General features: G+C 65.7%; 15 protein-coding genes and 1 tRNA gene. 8 read left to right on the forward strand and 8 right to left on the reverse strand.

Going from position 1 to position 18,177, the window contains the following annotated elements:
* Positions 1 to 35 precede the first annotated feature (35 nt).
* The 3 genes from LGM71_RS32225 to LGM71_RS32235 all read left to right on the forward strand — a co-directional run bounded on the left by LGM71_RS32225 (position 36) and on the right by LGM71_RS32235 (position 6,551).
* The gene (locus tag LGM71_RS32225) at positions 36 to 1,166 is read left to right on the forward strand and encodes a porin (RefSeq protein ID WP_151048958.1); all 1,131 of its coding nucleotides are present in this window, start codon (positions 36 to 38) and stop codon (positions 1,164 to 1,166) included.
* A gap of 331 nt (positions 1,167 to 1,497) precedes the next feature.
* Entirely contained in the window at positions 1,498 to 3,516 is a 2,019-nt protein-coding gene (locus tag LGM71_RS32230) for a site-specific DNA-methyltransferase (RefSeq protein ID WP_226118532.1), read from the forward strand.
* On the forward strand, positions 3,516 to 6,551 hold the full coding sequence (locus LGM71_RS32235) for a type III restriction-modification system endonuclease (protein ID WP_226118534.1): 3,036 nt from the start codon (positions 3,516 to 3,518) through the stop codon (positions 6,549 to 6,551). Before LGM71_RS32230 ends, LGM71_RS32235 begins: the two co-directional genes overlap by 1 nt.
* Before the next feature lie 227 nt (positions 6,552 to 6,778).
* Here LGM71_RS32235 and LGM71_RS32240 read toward each other — a convergent pair whose 3' ends face one another.
* The 5 genes from LGM71_RS32240 to egtB form a co-directional block, all read right to left on the reverse strand.
* Positions 6,779 to 7,147 (reverse strand): hypothetical protein, encoded by a 369-nt coding sequence (locus LGM71_RS32240; RefSeq protein WP_059602214.1) that lies wholly within the window; start codon positions 7,145 to 7,147, stop codon positions 6,779 to 6,781.
* Between the two features lie 224 nt (positions 7,148 to 7,371).
* Entirely contained in the window at positions 7,372 to 7,626 is a 255-nt protein-coding gene (locus LGM71_RS32245; RefSeq protein ID WP_124627843.1) for a hypothetical protein, read from the reverse strand.
* A 56-nt stretch (positions 7,627 to 7,682) separates the two neighbouring features.
* The gene (locus LGM71_RS32250) at positions 7,683 to 7,985 is read right to left on the reverse strand and encodes a hypothetical protein (protein WP_059448027.1); all 303 of its coding nucleotides are present in this window, start codon (positions 7,983 to 7,985) and stop codon (positions 7,683 to 7,685) included.
* Positions 7,986 to 8,232: 247 nt separating this feature from the next.
* Positions 8,233 to 9,246: an L-histidine N(alpha)-methyltransferase gene (gene egtD / locus LGM71_RS32255; RefSeq protein WP_226118536.1), complete on the reverse strand. Its 1,014-nt coding sequence runs from the start codon at positions 9,244 to 9,246 to the stop codon at positions 8,233 to 8,235.
* Positions 9,230 to 10,459, reverse strand: coding sequence for an ergothioneine biosynthesis protein EgtB (egtB, locus tag LGM71_RS32260; protein WP_226118538.1), 1,230 nt, complete (start codon positions 10,457 to 10,459; stop codon positions 9,230 to 9,232). The genes egtD and egtB overlap by 17 nt, the downstream gene beginning before the upstream one ends.
* A gap of 581 nt (positions 10,460 to 11,040) precedes the next feature.
* Here egtB and LGM71_RS32265 point away from each other — a divergent pair.
* Both LGM71_RS32265 and LGM71_RS32270 read left to right on the forward strand, forming a co-directional pair.
* Entirely contained in the window at positions 11,041 to 11,517 is a 477-nt protein-coding gene (locus LGM71_RS32265; protein WP_226118540.1) for a carboxymuconolactone decarboxylase family protein, read from the forward strand.
* Positions 11,517 to 12,398 (forward strand): sigma-70 family RNA polymerase sigma factor, encoded by an 882-nt coding sequence (locus LGM71_RS32270; RefSeq protein ID WP_226118542.1) that lies wholly within the window; start codon positions 11,517 to 11,519, stop codon positions 12,396 to 12,398. The genes LGM71_RS32265 and LGM71_RS32270 overlap by 1 nt, the downstream gene beginning before the upstream one ends.
* A gap of 195 nt (positions 12,399 to 12,593) precedes the next feature.
* Here LGM71_RS32270 and LGM71_RS32275 read toward each other — a convergent pair.
* Positions 12,594 to 12,670, reverse strand: a tRNA-Val gene (locus tag LGM71_RS32275).
* A 94-nt stretch (positions 12,671 to 12,764) separates the two neighbouring features.
* Between LGM71_RS32275 and LGM71_RS32280 the strand changes: the two genes are divergently transcribed.
* A complete protein-coding gene (locus tag LGM71_RS32280; RefSeq protein WP_226118544.1) occupies positions 12,765 to 13,019 on the forward strand; it encodes an EamA family transporter in 255 nt (84 codons plus the stop codon).
* Positions 13,020 to 14,671: 1,652 nt separating this feature from the next.
* Here the strand turns inward: LGM71_RS32280 and LGM71_RS32285 are convergent.
* Both LGM71_RS32285 and LGM71_RS32290 read right to left on the reverse strand, forming a co-directional pair.
* Positions 14,672 to 15,433: an anti-sigma factor family protein gene (locus LGM71_RS32285; RefSeq protein WP_151048952.1), complete on the reverse strand. Its 762-nt coding sequence runs from the start codon at positions 15,431 to 15,433 to the stop codon at positions 14,672 to 14,674.
* A complete protein-coding gene (locus LGM71_RS32290; protein ID WP_124627827.1) occupies positions 15,430 to 15,948 on the reverse strand; it encodes a sigma-70 family RNA polymerase sigma factor in 519 nt (172 codons plus the stop codon). Before LGM71_RS32290 ends, LGM71_RS32285 begins: the two co-directional genes overlap by 4 nt.
* 157 nt (positions 15,949 to 16,105) lie before the next feature.
* Between LGM71_RS32290 and LGM71_RS32295 the strand changes: the two genes are divergently transcribed.
* Positions 16,106 to 17,194, forward strand: coding sequence for a catalase family peroxidase (locus tag LGM71_RS32295; protein WP_059602233.1), 1,089 nt, complete (start codon positions 16,106 to 16,108; stop codon positions 17,192 to 17,194).
* Positions 17,191 to 17,724: a cytochrome b gene (locus tag LGM71_RS32300; RefSeq protein WP_226118546.1), complete on the forward strand. Its 534-nt coding sequence runs from the start codon at positions 17,191 to 17,193 to the stop codon at positions 17,722 to 17,724. The genes LGM71_RS32295 and LGM71_RS32300 overlap by 4 nt, the downstream gene beginning before the upstream one ends.
* Positions 17,725 to 18,177: the final 453 nt, after the last annotated feature.

The raw sequence follows: 18,177 nt of genomic DNA on the forward strand, positions 1-18,177 counted from the left end.
ATAGATTTCAATGCGGCAGCTCGGAGGAGACGATCTTGAAACGAAAAACCCTTGCCCTTTCCATCGCGGCGGCAGGCCTGTGCGCCGGCACCCAGGCGCACGCGCAGTCGAGCGTGCAGCTCTACGGCCTGATGGACCTGAGCTTTCCGACCTATCGTACCCACGCCGACGCGAACGGCAATCACGTGATCGGCATGGGCAACGAAGGCGAGCCGTGGTTCAGCGGCAGCCGCTGGGGCCTGCGAGGCGCCGAGGACATCGGCGGCGGCACGAAGATCATCTTCCGCCTCGAAAGCGAATACGTGGTCGCGAACGGCCAGATGGAAGACGAAGGCCAGATCTTCGACCGCGACGCGTGGGTCGGCGTCGAGGACGAGCGTTTCGGCAAGCTGACGGCCGGCTTCCAGAACACGATCGCACGCGACGCATCGGCGATCTACGGCGACGCGTACGGTTCCGCGAAGCTCACGACCGAGGAAGGCGGCTGGACCAACTCGAACAACTTCAAGCAGATGATCTTCTACGCGGCCGGCCCGACCGGCACGCGCTACAACAACGGCCTCGCGTGGAAGAAGCTGTTCAGCAACGGCATCTTCGCGAGCGCCGGCTACCAGTTCAGCAACTCGACCGCGTTCGCGACCGGCTCCGCGTACCAGGTCGCGCTCGGCTACAACGGCGGCCCATTCGCCGTGTCGGGCTTCTACAACCACGTGAATCACGGCGGCTTCACGAACCAGACGTTCTCCGTCGGCGGCAACTACGCGTTCAGCATCGTGCGCCTGAATGCCGGCTACTTCCGCTACAACGGCGACCAAGGCTCGCTGGGCCAGCGGCACGACGATTCGTGGACCGTGTCGATGAAGATCGCGCCGAAGGGCCCGCTCGATTACGAGCTCGGCTACCAGCAGATGCGCGTCAAGAACGCCGCATACAACTCGGACGGCTTCGTGCCGAACGCGAACCTCGGTGCGTTCAGCCTGACGAACGGCGTCGGCAACGGCTTCAAGGAGACGATCTACGGGTCGGTGTTCTATCACCTGAGCAAGCGCACCGAGCTGTACCTGGCCGGCGACTACATGAAGCTGCATGGCGGCTACACGGTGTCGTCGACGTTCGGCGCGAAGAACCAGCTCGAACTGACCTCGGGCATCCGCACGCGTTTCTGACCCCGCGGCCGGGGCGCGCCCCGGCCGTACCTTCGTTCGGGATTCTCCATACGGGCACGCCGGCGCATTGCGCTGAACGTGCCCTTTTTTCGTCGTTTTCGGCTGGTGCCGGGTATCCCGGAAGCCCCATGTGCGCGGCGCCGCGACAACCCGGCCCGAAGCCGCTTGCGGCCCGTCGGACGGGCGATCGCGGCCGATGCCCGCACGATCGCCTCACATCGGTGCTTGACCTGCGCCGACCGACTCGCTAGCGTTTCGGGTTTGCCCGGGTGGCCATTGCCGCCGGTGCCGTGAGTGCGCCCGACGTCCTGGCGCACACGGCCGGGCTCCGATGGAAAAAACGATGCAGAAACTCGATGCGGCGAGCCCGCAGGCGATGTCGACGGATTTCACCGCCGACAACGTCGCGCGCCTGAAGGCGCTGTTCCCCGAACTCGTGACCGAAGGCCCGGACGGCGCGTCGGTCGACGTCGACGCGCTGAAGGCGCTGGTCGGCGAGCGCACCGTCGGCGACGCCGACGAGCGCTACGGCTTCCACTGGCACGGCAAGCGCAGCGCGCGCCAGGCCGCGCTCACGCCGTCGACGGGCACGCTGCGTCCGTGCCCCGGCGACAGCGTCGCGTGGGACGACACGCGCCATCTCGTGATCGAGGGCGACAACCTCGACGTGATGAAGCTGCTGCACAAGAGCTACGCGGGCAAGGTGAAGCTCGTCTACATCGACCCGCCGTACAACACGGGCAGCGATTTCGTCTATCCGGACGACTTCAGCGACAGCATCCGCCACTACCTGTCGATGACGGGCCAGACCGAAGGCGGCGTGAAGCGCAGCACCAACACCGAGGCGAACGGCCGGTTCCATACCGACTGGCTGAACATGATGTATCCGCGCCTGAAGCTCGCGCACGCGCTGCTGTCCGACGAAGGGCTGATCGCCGTGCACATCGACGAGCATGAAGTGCATGCGCTCGTGCTGATGCTGCGCGAGATCTTCGGCGAGGAGAACGAGCTCGGGGTGGCCGTGTGGGACAAGCGCAACCCGAAGGGCGATGCGCGCGGCGTGGCGTACCAGCACGAATCGCTGGTGCTGTTCGCGCGCAACGCCGAGACGCTGCTCGAGCAGGCGCCGCTGAGGCGCCCGAAGCGCAACGCGCAGCGCATGCTGGATGCCGCGCACGACGCGGTGTACCGCAGCGGCAACGTGAAGGATGCGCAAAAGGCCTACCGCGCATGGATGAAGGCGCAGACCAACCTGTCGGGCGGCGAGGTGATGTACGACCGGCTGTCGGCCGACGGGCGCGTGTACCGCCTCGTGTCGATGGCATGGCCGAACAAGAAGAAGGCCCCGGAAGAGTATTTCACGCCGCTGATCCACCCGGTCACCGGCAAGCCGTGCGCGATGCCGGCGCGCGGCTGGCGCAACCCGCCCGCGACGATGCAGGCGCTGATCGAGCGCGGCCAGATCGAATTCGGTCCGGATGAAACCACGCAGCCGCAGCGGATCTACTACCTCGACGAGAACATGTACGAGAACGTGCCGTCGGTGCTGCCGTTCGCCGGCTCCGACGACGCGCTGCTGAAGACGCTCGGCATCCCGTTCGACCAGCCGAAGCCGGTCGATTTCGCGGCGGCCGTGATCGGCTGGTGCACGCGCGGCGACGACATCGTGCTCGACTGCTTCGCCGGCTCCGGCTCGACCGGTCACGCGGTGATGCAGGTGAACGCGACCGACGGCGGCGCACGCCGCTACATCCTCGTGCAACTGCCCGAGGCGCTCGACCGCCGCGACAAGACGCAGCTGGCGGCCGCCGATTTCTGCGCGAAGCTGAAGAAGCCGCCGACGCTCGCCGAAATCACGAAGGAGCGCCTGCGCCGCGCGGCCCAGCAAGTGGCGCGCGACTATCCGGAAAGCTATGGCGACCTGGGCTTTCGCGTGTACCGGCTCGACACGACCAACGTGATCGAGTGGGATCCGCGCCGCGACGACTTCGACCATGCGCTCTTCGCGTCCGTCGAGCACGTGAAGACCGGCCGCAGCGAGGACGACCTGCTCGCCGAGCTGACGCTGAAGCTCGGCCTCGACCTGTGCACGCCGGTCGAGCATCACCAGGTCGCAGGCAAGACCGTGCACCTGATCGGCCGCTCGATCGTCGCGTGCTTCGATGCGCGCATTTCGCGCGACGACGCGGGCCCGCTCGCCGACGGCATCGTCGAACTGCTCGACGCGACCGGCGCGACGCGCGATGTCACGTGCCTGTTCCGCGACAGCGGCTTCGTCGACGACGTCGCGAAGCTCAATCTCGCCGCGCTGCTCGAACAGCATGGCGTGAAGCGCGTGCGGAGCCTGTGATGCGGCTGCATTTCGAAGCGGATCTCGACTACCAGCGCGAGGCGATCGACGCCGTCTGCGACCTGTTTCGCGGCCAGGAATCGTATCGCGGCGACTTCAGCGTGCTCGCGAACGCCGCGCCCGGCACCACGGCCGCGGCTCAAGGCTCGCTCGGCTTCGCGGTGTCGGAGCAAGGCGTCGGCAACCGGCTGTCGCTGACCGACGACGCGCTCGCGCGCAATCTCGCCGACGTGCAGCTGCGCGGCGGGCTGCCGCCGTCCGGCTTGCCCGGCTCACGCGACTTCACCGTCGAGATGGAGACCGGCACCGGCAAGACCTACGTGTACCTGCGCACGATCTTCGAGCTGAACCGCCGCTACGGCTTCACGAAGTTCGTGATCGTCGTGCCGTCGATCGCGATCAAGGAAGGCGTGCACAAGACGCTTTCGATCACCGAGGACCATTTCCGCGCGCTGTACGCGGGCGTGCCGTACGACTACTTCCTGTACGACTCCGCGAAGCTCGGCCAGGTGCGCCACTTCGCGGCGAGCGCGGCGATCCAGATCATGGTGATGACGGTCGCCGCGATCAACAAGAAAGAGATCAACAACCTCTACAAGGACAGCGAGAAGACCGGCGGCGAGAAGCCGATCGACCTGATCCGCGCGACGCGGCCGATCGTGATCGTCGACGAGCCGCAAAGCGTCGACGGCGGGCTCGAGGGGCGCGGGCGCGAAGCGCTCGCCGCGATGGCGCCGCTCTGCACGCTGCGTTATTCGGCGACGCACGTCGACCGCCACCACATGGTGTACCGGCTCGACGCGGTCGACGCGTACGAGCGCAAGCTCGTCAAGCAGATCGAGATTGCGTCGGCGATCGTCGAGGACGCGCACAACAAGCCGTACGTGCGGCTTGTCAGCGTGTCGAACCGGCGCGGCGCGATCAGCGCGCGCATCGAGCTCGACGTCGCGACCGCGGCCGGCGTGAAGCGCCAGATCGTGTCGGCGACCGACGGCGACGATCTCGAACGCCTGACCAAGCGCGCGCTGTACGCGGGGCTGCGGATCGGCGAAGTGCATGCGGTGAAGGGTGCCGAATACGTCGAGCTGCGCCATCCGGAAGGCGAGGCGTTCCTGTCGCTCGGCGAGGCGTTCGGCGACATCGACACGCTCGCCGTGCAGCGCGAGATGATCCGCCGCACGATCCGCGAGCACCTCGACAAGGAATTGCGTCTGGCCGAGCGTGGAGTGAAGGTGCTGTCGCTGTTCTTCGTCGATTCGGTCGAGCGCTATCGCCGCTACGACGAGAACGGGATGCCCGTGAAGGGCGATTACGCACTGATCTTCGAAGAGGAATATGCGCGCGCGGCGCGCGTGCCGGCCTACCGTGCGCTGTTCGACGGCGTCGACGTCGCGCTCGAAGTCGAGCGCGCGCACAACGGCTACTTCTCGATCGACCGCAAGGGCGGCTGGACCGACACGAGCGAAAGCAGTGCCGCGGCGCGCGAGAACGCGGAGCGCGCATACGGCCTCATCATGCGCGAGAAGGAAGCGCTGCTGTCGTTCGACACGCCGCTGAAGTTCATCTTTTCGCACTCGGCGCTGAAGGAAGGCTGGGACAACCCGAACGTGTTCCAGATCTGCACGCTGCGCGACATCCAGACCGAACGCGAGCGCCGCCAGACGCTCGGCCGCGGGCTGCGCCTCGCGGTCGACCAGGACGGCGAACGCGTGCGCGACCCCGGCGTAAACACGCTCACGGTGATCGCGACCGAACGCTACGAGTCGTTCGCGGAGAACCTGCAGAAGGAAATCGAGGCCGATACGGGCATCCGTTTCGGGATCGTCGAGGAGCACCAGTTCGCGGCACTGCCGGTGCAGGAAGGCGACGGACCCGCGCACGCGCTCGGCATCGGGCTATCGCGCGCGCTGTGGACGCATCTGCATGAGCAGGGCTACGTCGACGCGCAGGGCAAGGTGCTCGACCGGCTGAAGGATGCGCTGCGCCAGAGCGCGCTCGTGCTGCCCGACGCGTTCGAGTCGCTGCGCGCGCCCATCGTCGCGACGCTGCGCAAGCTGTCGGGCCGCTTCGCGGTGCGCAATGCGGACGAGCGTCGCGCGATCGCGTTGCGGCGCGATGCGTCGGGCAAGGCCGTCGTGTTCGGCGACGACTTCCGGGCGTTGTGGGACCGCATCCGCCATCGCACCGTGTACAGCGTCGAGTTCGACAACGCGAAGCTCGTGCGCGATTGCACGGCCGCGCTGCGCGACGCGCCGGACATCGCGCGCGCACGGCTGCAGTGGCGCAAGGCCGAGATCGATATCGGCAAGGCCGGCATCGAGGCGATCGAGGTGGCGGGCGCCGGCACGGTGCTGATCGACGAAGGCGAGTTGCCGCTTCCCGACCTGCTCACCGAACTGCAGGACCGCACGCAGCTCACGCGCCGCTCTCTCGCGACGATTCTGGCCGACAGCGGCCGGCTCGACGACTTCCGCGTGAATCCGCAGCAGTTCATCGCGCTGGCCGCCGATGCGATCAACCGCTGCAAGCGGCTCGCGCTGGTTGCGGGCATCGCGTACCGCAAGCTTGGCGAGCGCCACGTACATGCGCTCGAGTCGTTCGAGAGTGAGGCGCTGACCGGCTACCTGCGCAACCTGCGGTCCGATGCGCGGAAGTCGATCCACGAAGCGGTCGTGTGCGAGACCGACGCGGAGCGTGCGTTTGCCGATGCGCTCGAAGCGCACGACGGCGTGAAGCTGTACGCGAAACTGCCCGCGTGGTTCCGCGTGCCGACGCCGCTCGGCAGCTATCACCCGGACTGGGCGGTGCTCGCGGAGCAGGACGGCGGCGAGCGGCTGTATTTCGTCGTCGATACGCCGAATGCCGACGGCGACGTGACGAGCGAGCACGAGCGCGCGAAGCTCGTGTGCGGCGAGGCGCATTTCCGTGCGCTGGTGGACGGCGGAGAGGCCGCGCGGTTCGTGCGCGTCAGGCAGGCCGATGCGTTGTTCGAGCCGGTTGCAGCCGTCGCGCCCCTGGCGGGCGCGGGACGCTGAAACGAAGGGCGGCGACGAGCCGCCCTTTTTTCATTTCATCGATCCGGTTACGGCGAATCCGTTTGTCATCCGAATGAAAGCGATTCGTATCCTCGCCGGTTCGCGCGCGTCGTTACCGCTGGTTGCAAATCGGGGTCGATGCGACGCCGGCGCGCGACACCTCCGTTTCGCCACCGCCATGAAAAAAGGGCGCCGAAGCGCCCTTCCTCAACATGCGTGCGCCGCAGTTACAGCGTGCGGCCGAACGCGTTGCGATGTGCGTGGTGCGTGGACGTCGACGCATGCGCGGTATGGCCGTGCGTGTGCCCATGACCGTGGCCCGGCTGCGTGCCTGCACGATCCGCGATCGTGTCGGAGCGGTCGGCTGCACGCGCGAGGCCCTTGTCGCGGTCGCCCGAGCGGAAGCCGTTCGAGTTGCTCAGCGCTTCGCCGCTCATGTGGCCGCCGGACATGCCGCCGGCGTTGCCGCCCATGCCGCCAGCACCGTGACCACCGCCGTTGCCCCCACCGTTGCCACCGGCCGCGGCATTCGCGGAAACGGCACCGAGTGCGAGGAGCGCGGCGGCCAGTACGGACAGATATCGTTGCGTTTTCATTGTTTGCTTCCTGGAGCGTGTTCGGATGATTGCATTCTAGGAACACGCGATTTCCGCGCGACTCGACGTTGTAAATGATCGTAACGGTGCGCGTGACGCGCATTCGTCGGATCAATGTGCGACATGCCGGATGCGTGCGCGGAATGCGCGGCCGGCCGTCGTCGGACGAAGCAAGATGAAAGGCGGGAACGGCGCTGTCGCGCCGTTTCCGCCGGTGAGCGCGCTTACTGCGCCGGCTGCACGCCCTGCGCGGCGGCCTTGCGCTGAGCCGCCATCTCCTGCTCGTGCTTCTTCGCCATGTGGTGGCCGACGATACAGCCGCCGACCGCACCGACCACGGCGTGATGTCCCGCGTAGTGGCCGGCGACGCCGCCCACCACCGCGCCCTTCATGCAGCCTGCCGCGTGCGCGCTGCCGATCGTTGCGAGCGCAACGACGGCGGCCGCTGCGCACGACCTGATGTGTCGAATGGGCATCATGCGATCACTCTCCTCTTGTCGTCGTGATCAGTATTCTCGTGAGCCGGCCGCCCGGTTCAGTTCCAGCGGCCGCGCCAGCCGTCGCCGTCACGCCAGGCGCGCTCGCGCCACTCGTGCTCGCGCCATTCACGGCGACGCCACTCGTGTTCACGCCATTGACGCGCACGCCAGTCGTCGTCGCGATAGCCCACCGGCGCGTACATCACCGGCGGCGGCGGCGCGACGTAGACCGGCTCGGGCGCCGCATAGACGCCTGGCACACCGATCCCGACCGACAGGTCGACGTGGGCCGATGCGACGCCCGAAGCTGCCAGCGCCGCTACACCGAGAACTGCACCGAGGATAAGTTTCTTGCTCATTTCGCGACTCCCTGCACGTGTCGTGCGTCATGTGACTACGGTTCGGAGTCTAGGCATCGGGCGCCGACACAGGTGAAACCGGTCTGCGAGACCGGTAACGGACGTTTACGGCGGGGCGCAAGGCGTTGCAGGACAAGGGTGGCGGGCGATTCGACACGCCGTTGCAACGGCGCATCGAATCGGTAAAGGCGGGAATTTTTGCCGGAAAACGCGCCGGCGCCGCTCGCCGCACGCGAATCGAACGAAGTTACGCGCGGATATCGTCGACGCTGCGGAGCCAGTGCACGCTGAACAGGCTGTCCGCGTCGGTCCACACGGTGTCGGGCTCGAAGCCCGCACGGCGCGCGATCGCATGGAAGCCGTCGATCGTGAACTTGTGCGAGTTCTCCGTGTGGATGTGCTCGCCCGCCTCGAAGCGGAACGCGTGGCCGCGCACGTGCACCGTTTGCGCGATATCGCTGACGAGATGCATCTCGATGCGCTGCCGTTCGCGGTCGTAGAACGCGCAATGCGAAAACGCGTCGAGATCGAAGTTCGCGCCGAGTTCCGCGTTCGCGCGGGCGAGCAGGTTCAGGTTGAACCGCGCGGTCACGCCCTGCGCGTCGTTGTACGCGCGATGCAGCGTGCGCTCGTCCTTCACGAGATCCACGCCGACCAGGAGGCCGCCGCCGCGCAACAGCCGCGCGGCGTCGCGCAGGAACGCATCGGCTTCCTCCGGCGAGAAGTTGCCGATCGTCGAGCCGGGGAAGAAGCCGATGCGCCGGCGCGGCGTCTCCGTCAGTTCGGCCAGTTGCTCGGCCTTCGTGTAGTCGGCCGCGATCGGCGCGACGTCGAGCCACGGATACGCGTCACGCAGCCGCGCCGCGGCGCCGTGCAGGTAGTCGGCCGAGATGTCGATCGGCACGTAGCGCGCCGGCGCGTTCGCGTAGTTGTCCGCACACGCGTCGAGCAGCACGCGGATCTTTTCGAGCGAGCCCGCGCCGAATTCGACGATGTCCGCATGCGGGCCGACGCGCCGCACGATCTCGGCCGCGCGATCGCGCAGGATGCCGAGTTCCGTACGCGTCGGGTAGTACTCGGGCAGCTCGCAGATGCTGTCGAACAACGCCGACCCGGCCGCATCGTAGAAGTATTTCGGCGAAATGCTGCGCGGCGTGCGCGACAGTCCGTCGATCAGGTCGCGCTCGAACGCGCTCGGCCGCGAATCGCGGGCGGGTTGCAGGCCACCGCTCGTGGCCGTCAGATCAGACGTCTCGCGCAAGTCGCACTCCCGTGAATTGCCAGCGCGCGGCCGGCGGAAAGAAATTGCGGTACGTCGGCCGTTCGTGCCCCGGCGGCGTCGCGACGCTGCTGCCGCGCAGGACCTGCTGGCCAACCATGAACTTGCCGTTGTATTCGGCGGCGACTCCCGCGAGCGGCCGAAAGCCCGGATACGGCTCGTAGGACGAACGGGTCCACTGCCACACGTGCCCGAGCATCTGCTGAATACCATCCGCGCCGAATGCGGCTTCCCATTCGAATTCGGTCGGCAGGCGTGCGCCGGCCCACTCCGCGTACGCGGCCGCTTCGTAGAAGCTCACGTGACACACGGGCGCATCGGGCGCGAGCGGCTCCACGCCGTGCAGACCGAACGCGCGCCATGCGTGTACGGCTTCCGGCCCACCGTCGTCGTCCGGAATCCAGTACGCGGGCCCTCGCCAGCCTTCCCGCTGCACCGTCGCCCAGCCGTCCGACAGCCAGTATTCAGGGCGGGCGTAGCCGCCGTCCGCGATGAAGGCCGCGAATTCCGCATTCGTCACGAGACGGTTCGCGATCTCGTACGGACGCACGAGCGCCGTATGGCGCGGCCGTTCGTTGTCGAACGAGAACGCGTCGCCGTCGTGGCCGATCTCGACGAGCCCGCCCGGCTGATGCAGCCAGCGCAACGGGCCGGCATCGCCCGCGGCCAGGGCCGCGTGCCCATCGGCGCGATTGAGCGGCCGGAACGCAGGCTTGAGCGGGTTGCACGAGAACGCATGCAGCATGTCCGTGACGATCAGCTCCTGATGCTGCTGTTCGTGATGCAGGCCGAGTTCGATCTCGGGCGCGATCGTGGCGAGCATCGTCGGATCGGCGCCGTCGAGCGCGCGCAGCATCGCGTCGTCGACGTACTGACGGTACGCATTCACCTCGTCGAGCGACGGACGCGTGAGCAGCCCGCGCTGCGGCCGCGGATGGCGCGGGCCGAGCGCTTCGTAATAGGAATTGAAGAGGAACTGGAACGCGTCGTCGAACGGCGCGTAGCCATCCACGCGGCGCATCAGTACGACGGTTTCGAAGAACCAGGTCGTATGCGCGAGATGCCACTTCACCGGACTCGCGTCGGGCATCGACTGCACGGCCTGGTCTTCGGCGGATAGCGTCGCCGTCAACGCGACACTATGGGCGCGCACGTCCTGATAACGGCGCTGAAGCTGGGATGCAAGGAGGCTCATCGGTTTACCGTCCACGTCGCGATTCGCTGCGTTGCGTTGCCGGAAAAAGGAAAGCCTTGCGCTCGGATGCGCGCGGCTGGCGTGCGACCTTCATTGCTGCGATGTCGGGCAGCCGGCGCGCGCGCCGGGCCGCTGGTGCGGCGTCACATCATCTGCCCGTGCAGAACAGTATGGGCCAGAAATGTGAACGTCGCGAATCGGATTTCGGGCGAAACAAGTGCGAAAGACAAATGAAAGCACTCGCGCGTCGAGCGGCGACGTTGGCGAACCGTCGATGCCCGTGATGGCGGGGCCCGGCAGGGGATCGCAATGGGCATGCCTGCGCGTCGGCATTACCGCCGCCTCATGACAGTCGCGCGGCACGCATGAAAGGTCGACGACCCGCGTTCACCGGCGCAACGGCGTCGTGCGGTCGATATCGGCCCCGATCCGCACGCCGGCATCACGGCCGTCGGTGCGATGTTCAACTGCCCTGCCCTCCGTGCGCTTCCCGGCTTTTGAAAAATTTTTCGCGCCGATGTCACGCGCGCGGGGGCCTCGCTCGTCATATCACCGGAACCCACACGAAAGGAGAAGGAACCATGACTGCGAAACTCAATCCGTTCGCCGCCGCCCCCGCGCTGATGAAGAACTGGATGGCCGTATCGGTCGCCGCTGCCGGGAGCCTCGAGCCGACGCTGATCGAGCTGGTCAAGATCCGCGCGTCGCAGATCAACGCGTGTGCGAACTGCCTTAACATGCACACCGTCGAGGCCCGCGAGCAAGGCGAGACCGAGCAGCGCATCAATCTGCTGGCCGCGTGGCGCGAAGCGCCCTGCTACACCGACCGCGAACGCGCGGCGCTCGGCTGGACCGACGCGCTCACGCGGCTGTCGGAGGGCCATGGCGCGCACGAAGCCGCGTATGCGGCGCTGAACGACCACTTCAGCCAGGAGGAGCAGGTGAAACTCACGGTGATGATCAACGTGATCAACGGCTGGAACCGGCTGGCCGTCGGCTTCGGGCTGTGGATCGATCCGGCTGAAGCGAAAGCCGCTGCCGCGCAGATGGTGGCCTGATGACCAGCCTCGATCCGGCCGCGGGCAGCGCCGAAGACCGGGCCGACGCAGCGGCGAGCTTCGATCCGCTGCGTCGCACGTTGATCCGCGTCGCGTACCGGATGCTCGGTTCCGTCGCGGACGCCGAGGACATGGTGCAGGAGGCGTTCATCCGCTGGATGGGCGTCGATCGCACGGAGGTGCGCGTGCCCGAGGCGTTCCTGCGCCGCATGGTGATGCGCATGTGCCTCGATCAGCTGAAGTCCGCGCGGCACCAGCGCGAGACCTATATCGGCCCGTGGCTGCCGGAGCCAGTCGTCGAGGAGGATGAACAGGAGGACGTCACGCTGCCGCTGATGCTCGCGCTCGAACGGCTGTCGCCGCTCGAACGTGCTGCGTTCCTGCTGCACGACGTGTTCGGCCTCGAGTTCGACGAGATCGCGACGACGATCCAGCGTGACCCGGCCGCATGCCGGCAGCTCGCCGCGCGGGCGCGCACGCATGTGCGCGAGGCGCGGCCGCGGTTTCATGTCGAGAAGCAGCGCGGGATCGAGCTGGCCGAGGCATTCTTCGCGGCGTCACGCAGCGGCGACATGCGCGCGCTCGGCGCGATGCTCGCCGAGGACGTGAGCCTGCATTCGGACGGCGGCGGCAAGCGCGCGGCCGCGGGCAAGCCGGTGTTCGGCTTCGAGCGCGTGATGAAGGTCCACGCATACCTGGCCGAACTGTTCGCCACGCATGCGTCGAAGCTCGTGCGGGCCGGGTTCATCAACGGGTTGCCGGGTTTCGTCACGCTGGAGGCCGACGGCGAGTTGCAGACCACGGCGCTGGAGATCGAAGACGGGAAAATCGTCGCGATCTATGTCGTGCGGAATCCTGACAAGTTGAAGCATCTGCATTGATGCTTCACGAGCAGGGGCTCTACGCCCTGCCTTGCCGATTACCCGCTGCTTGCCGCACGAAGCATCGCCCATGCATGCACGATTTCGTGCCGCAAAAAGAAAAACGCCACGCGATGTTGCCGCGTGGCGTTTGTATGTTGGCGAGCCGGATTGCCTGTAGGCAATGCGTGCTGCCAGACCCCTTCTTTTGTTCGTTGGTAGGCTCGATTGGATTCGAACCAACGACCCCCACCATGTCAAGGTGGTGCTCTAACCAACTGAGCTACGAGCCTAAGAAGCCGCGAATTATAGAGAGGGTTTTGGAGGTGCGCAAGTCCCTTTTGTGAAATTTATTCGATCGAGCATGGCGCGCATGGGCGGCGCACCGTGCGCGAAGCGGATCGCGATCGCATCCGGGTTGATCCCCACTGCGGGCTGCTTTGCTACGGCGCGGGCACGGTGCTCTGGATCTTCGCGTTGAGCAAGGCGGGGCTCACCGTCGTATATCCGTTTACCGCGCTCACGTTCGTGCTCGTCTTTTTGGCTGGAATCTTGTTCTTCGGCGAGCGTGTGTCGTACGCGCAATGGGGAGGCGTCGCCATGATCCTCGGCGGGCTGTATCTGATTGCCATGGTTCGATAGCGGGCGGACCGGCGCCGCAACTTATCCACAGAGCGCTATGGATAACCGTCCGGCAAGCCTCTGGATTCACAGTGGAACGATTGAGGATATGTCGCCGCGGCTGTGAATCTGCGGAAAGTTGTTCTGTGATGCACAGCGATTTTCCTGTGCATCACCTGTGGTTGTGCATTCTGTTTCATGTTGAAAATTCATGGTGTTACGGAAGTTATCCACTGTGGAGCGGTGGGCTTGTTAACTATCACTACGTATATATACGAACCCTGTTAACACCTTTGGATAAGCACAGTCCGCCGACTGTGATCCGGGAAGGATATGCACTGCGCGCGGTGGATGAATCACGCGAAGTCGAAGCCAGTGACCAGCCCGAACGCTCGCATCTGTAAAGTCGCCAGGTTCTCGACAGGCCTCGTCAATGAACCGCTGGTGGTGGATATTGCTGGCCGCGTACCGGGGCTCATGGCCGATGTGGCCGCGGTTGTACGAGGATCCGTTATGACAATCACGTCATCGTCGTGCGACATGACGGACGTCACGACGCGGCGCAGGGTCTTCCGGATCCCGCAACGCCTGATTAGCTGGTCAGAGAAACGCGAGCGCTGAAGGCCGGTCTCGGAGGTGGATGCTCACCTGTACTACCATCATCGCTATCGAGTCGGCACGCCATGTTCCGCGGGACCCTTGGGTCAGATGAGGTATCTCGGAAAGCTGGGTTTCAAGGCAAAGGTGAAATGATGCCGCTGGTGAATTGTTCATACCACGGACATGTCGGAGGTGAGCTCGTGACTCGGGCCGTGTCCGATCTCGTCAACGATCGTAGCAACGGCAGGAGTGGGCACCGGGTCGTGCCATCGACGCGCTGGTGCGTGATGAAATCGAATTTCCGGGTTACATGCTCGAATCCGAAGAGACGAAAATTCTGGCGTTGGGCGGGAAGCATGAGGGGGGCGGCGTCTATCGGTTCGACGATGACGAGTCGGTGGAATCCGCTATCGGGTAATTGACGGCAACTTGTGCTGAATGCCTGAGGGAATTGATTGCAAGGCAGGAAGAAGGGTAGGAGGACGAGTGCCTCGGGGAGACGGATGACCGGATTGAATTTCGAAGGTCAATCTGTGTTCCGTCCAGCTCAATATCGCGACGCTGTTCGGCCTGAAGACTGCCAACATTAGCCCGAATGTCTTGTCTGGCGGGGCTTTGCCGGAACAGAGCAGACGATGCGGACGGTGCTGGTGCGGTCCGTCGTCGTGGATGCCTTGTGGATATCGAGAAGTCAAATCACTCGAAGGCCTGTGCACTCAACGGATACGGCAATCGAATTCGGTGCAGATGTTCGCGGTACCTTGCGGTTGTGGATATTGCACGCCAAAACAATCCGAAACACTGTGCAGGCCGAAGATGAGCGAGTCGACCGATGACCGCGCGCGGTGTCGACATGATTGATGTGGATATCCCGCCCCGCAGCGACTCGAAACGCTGTGATTCCAAAAGGGCAAGGGTGCCGGTGTTGTTTCGATGTGGACAACAAACCGCGAAAGTCAGTCGAAACGCTGTGCAAGCGAGTGGTGACAGTAAGCACGCTCAAGTCAGAAGCCGCATCATTCGGGGCGTCGACGGCCGCCCACCGATCACCAGCCGCGCGCGCGTCGTACCGCTCAAGTCTGCTGATCGAGCGCCTGCGCGATCGCTTTCTCCGCGAGGCTTCCGGCCGGCCCGACCACCGCGAAATTGAGCCCGTTCACCGACCCGTACCGCGCGAGCAACGGCCCATCCACGCGTTGTCCGGCCGGCAGCAGCCGGTGTTTCGATTCCGCCGGCCGGAGATAGAAGCTCAGTGTCCGCCCGGCATCGTCCTCATAGAGCACCATCGCGGCAGTGGCTCCGCTGTCCGTCGTAAACAGCCGCCCGCCAACCGGCCTGAACCCGGCCGCACTCAAATCCGGCAACCGCGCCGATGCGCCGACGCGTCTGGTGAGCCACCCTTGCAAATCTCCCGCACGGGTTGGCCGAAAATCCACCTTCGCGGCTTGATCGACGACCATCATCCGGTAAGCCTCGACCGCATCGCTCATCGGCGCGATCGGAGGCGGCGCGTTCCATCCATGCGCCTGCCACCCGCCAAACGTCCCCAGCCCGATACAGAACACGAACGAAGCCGCCATCGCGAATCGCATCCGCGAGCGCTCCACACGCTTCGCCCGAATCGCAGCTGGATCGAGCTCAGGATTGTGACCGGGCATCCGCACGCTCTCGAGCGCGGCCCGCAATCGTTGCGCATCCTGCTGCCATTGCCTTACCTGTTCCGCACGCTCCGGATGCAGCGCGAGATATCGCTCGACCGCGGCGCGCGCGTCGTCGTCGAGCTGGCCGTCGACATAGGCCTGGAGATCGTGTTCGTCGGGACGGAGGTGGTTCATTTCATCACGCGGAGAGAAGGAGCGGGAAGTTCGCCGTCGCTGAGCTGGCGCAGCGCCTGGCGCGCGCGGGAGAGTCGCGACATCACGGTGCCGATCGGCACGCCGAGCAGGTCGGCGACTTCCTGATACGTAAAGCCCTCGACCGCGACGAGCAGCAGCAGGCTGCGCTGCTCGTCGGAGAGCCGGCCGAACGCTTCGAGCGTCGCGCGTGCGGCCACCTCACGTTCGGCGGACGGCCAGTGCGCTTCGTCGTCGTCGCGAATGCGGCCGAGCAGCCATGCGTAGCGCTTCGCGCTGCGTTTGCCGTCGAGAAACTGCCGGTAAAGGATCGTGAAGAGCCAGCTGCGCAACGACGCGTCGTCGCGGCGGCTTGCCCAGCGCGACAGCGCGCGCTCGAGCGTCGACTGGACGAGATCGTCGGCGGCGTGGACGTCGCGCGCCAGCCAGAGCGCGAAGCGTCGCAGCCTGGGGATGAGTTCGCGCAATGCGTCGTCGTCGGGGGCGTTTGAGGGCATGGCCGGGGCGCGAGCCGATAAGCGTGGAGATGCCGCGTAGGACGCCGGTCGGCGTCGCTTATTCCGTCAGCATACGAAAAATTTCTTCATGGAATAAAGCGGCGCGGGTGGCGTCCTACACGCGTTCGACAATGATCAGACGATCGGGAGTGCATCCATGAAGCAATCTTCCTCTTCTTCGCCGCCGAGCGAACCCGGGCGCGGGTGGTGGCGCTGGGCCGTCATCGGCGGCGCGGTGGCCGGCGTGGCCGTGGCGTTCGGGTATGTCGGCGGCTGGCTTGCGCCGGCGCGTCTGACCCCGCACCGGCTCGTCGACGCGCTGCAGACGGCCGGCGGCGAGCATCCGGGCTTCCGGCGCAATCACGCGAAGGGCGTGTGCGTGACCGGTTACTTCGAAGGCAACGGCGCCGCGAGCGCGTATTCGGTCGCGCCGTTCTTCAAGGCGGTGCGCACGCCGGTGGTCGGGCGCTTCGCGCTGCCGGGCGGGAATCCTTATGCGCCCGACAGCAGCGTGCCGATCCGCAGCCTCGCGCTGAAGCTCACCGCACCGGACGGCCAGCAATGGCGGACCGGGATGAACGCGATGCCCGTGTTTCCGGTGGCGACGCCGAAGGCGTTCTACGCGCAGTTGCTGGCGACCCGGCCGGATCCGGCGACGGGCAAGCCCGATCCGGCGAAGGTGAAGGCGTTTTTCGGCGCGCATCCGGAGACGGCAGCGTTCCGCGCATGGGTGAAGGGTGCGAAGCCGAGCGCGAGCTACGTCACCGAAAGCTATTACGGATTGAACGCGTTCTACTTCGTCGATGCTGCCGGCAAGCGCCAGGCGGTGCGGTGGCGCGTCGTGCCGGAGCAGATGACGGGCGCCGGCGACGTCGCGACGGCCGCGGACCCGAACGTGTTGCAGCAGGACCTGACGCGGCGCATCGCGGACGGTGCGCAAAAGTGGAAGCTGCTGGTCACGCTGGCCGAGCCCGGCGACCCGGTGGACGACGCGACGAAGACCTGGCCCGCGCAGCGGACGACGATCGACGCGGGGACGCTCGTGCTCGATCGCGTGGAGCCGCAGGACAGCGGGCCATGCCGGGACGTGAATTACGACCCGACGGTGCTGCCGCAGGGGATTCAGGTGTCGGGGGATCCGTTGCTGGCGGCGCGGTCCGCGGCGTATGCGGATTCGTATCTGCGCCGGACGAGTGAAGAGGCCGGCGTGGCCGGCGCGGCGCGACTGAGTGCGGAGGGACGATGATGAAGGCTACGACGACGTTTAGCTTGCCGGCGAGGCTGCTGCATTGGGTGATGGCCGCGATGATCGTCGCGATGCTGTTCATCGGGGTGGGGATGGTGGCGTCGGTTTCCGGGCGGCACGATTTCCTGGTGGCGTTGCACAAGCCGCTGGGGATTGCCGTGCTGGTGCTGGTTTGCGTGCGGATCGTGGTGCGGTTCGTGTCGAAGTCGCCCGCGTTGCCCGATGATCTGCCCTGGTGGCAGAAGCTTGCCGCGCATGGGTCGCATCTCGTGCTGTACGCGCTGATGCTCGCGATGCCGCTGATCGGATGGGCGATGCTGTCGGCGGGCGGGTATCCGGTGACGCTGGGTGGCGGCGTGCAGTTGCCGGCGCTGGTCTCGGCCGACCCGGTGACGTTTGCCTGGCTCAGGGTCGCGCACCGGGTATTGGCTTACCTGTTCTTCGTGACGTTCCTCGCACACTTTGCGGCGGCGCTGTATCACGGGTTGATTCGGCGGGATGGGGTGGTGAAGGCGATGGTGGGGAGGTGAGCGACGCAGCGTTACGCTCGATGCGGGCGAGGTGGCTCAAAGGCTTTCTCGCCCGGATCGTACCGAATGGCTTCCATGACCATCCGTGGGGGCGGCTCGACTGTCCCGGGCCCGCTTGTAAAAATATTTTCACAAAGTGCTTGCGGAGACCGGGGCAGGTGCATAGAATCACGCCTCTTTCGCGCTAACGGAAACGCAGCGCGGAGGAAGAAGGGAAGCGGTGCGGTTGGGATCGGTTGTAGCGACTCCAGTGCACACGAAATTAAACCGCAGTCGTCGCAACGAAGTAGTTAAAAAAGTTGTTGACGAGTTTTAAAAAACGGTTAATAATCTCGCTTCTCTGCTGCTGAAAACGCAGCGCTGCTGGGAAACTTCAGGTTTCTCGCAGAAATGCTCTTTAAAAATTAACAGCCGATAAGTGTGGGCGCTTGATGGAAGCGAGCTGATCTTCGG

The organism is Burkholderia sp. AU33545, assembly GCF_020419685.1.
Classification (GTDB): domain Bacteria; phylum Pseudomonadota; class Gammaproteobacteria; order Burkholderiales; family Burkholderiaceae; genus Burkholderia; species Burkholderia diffusa.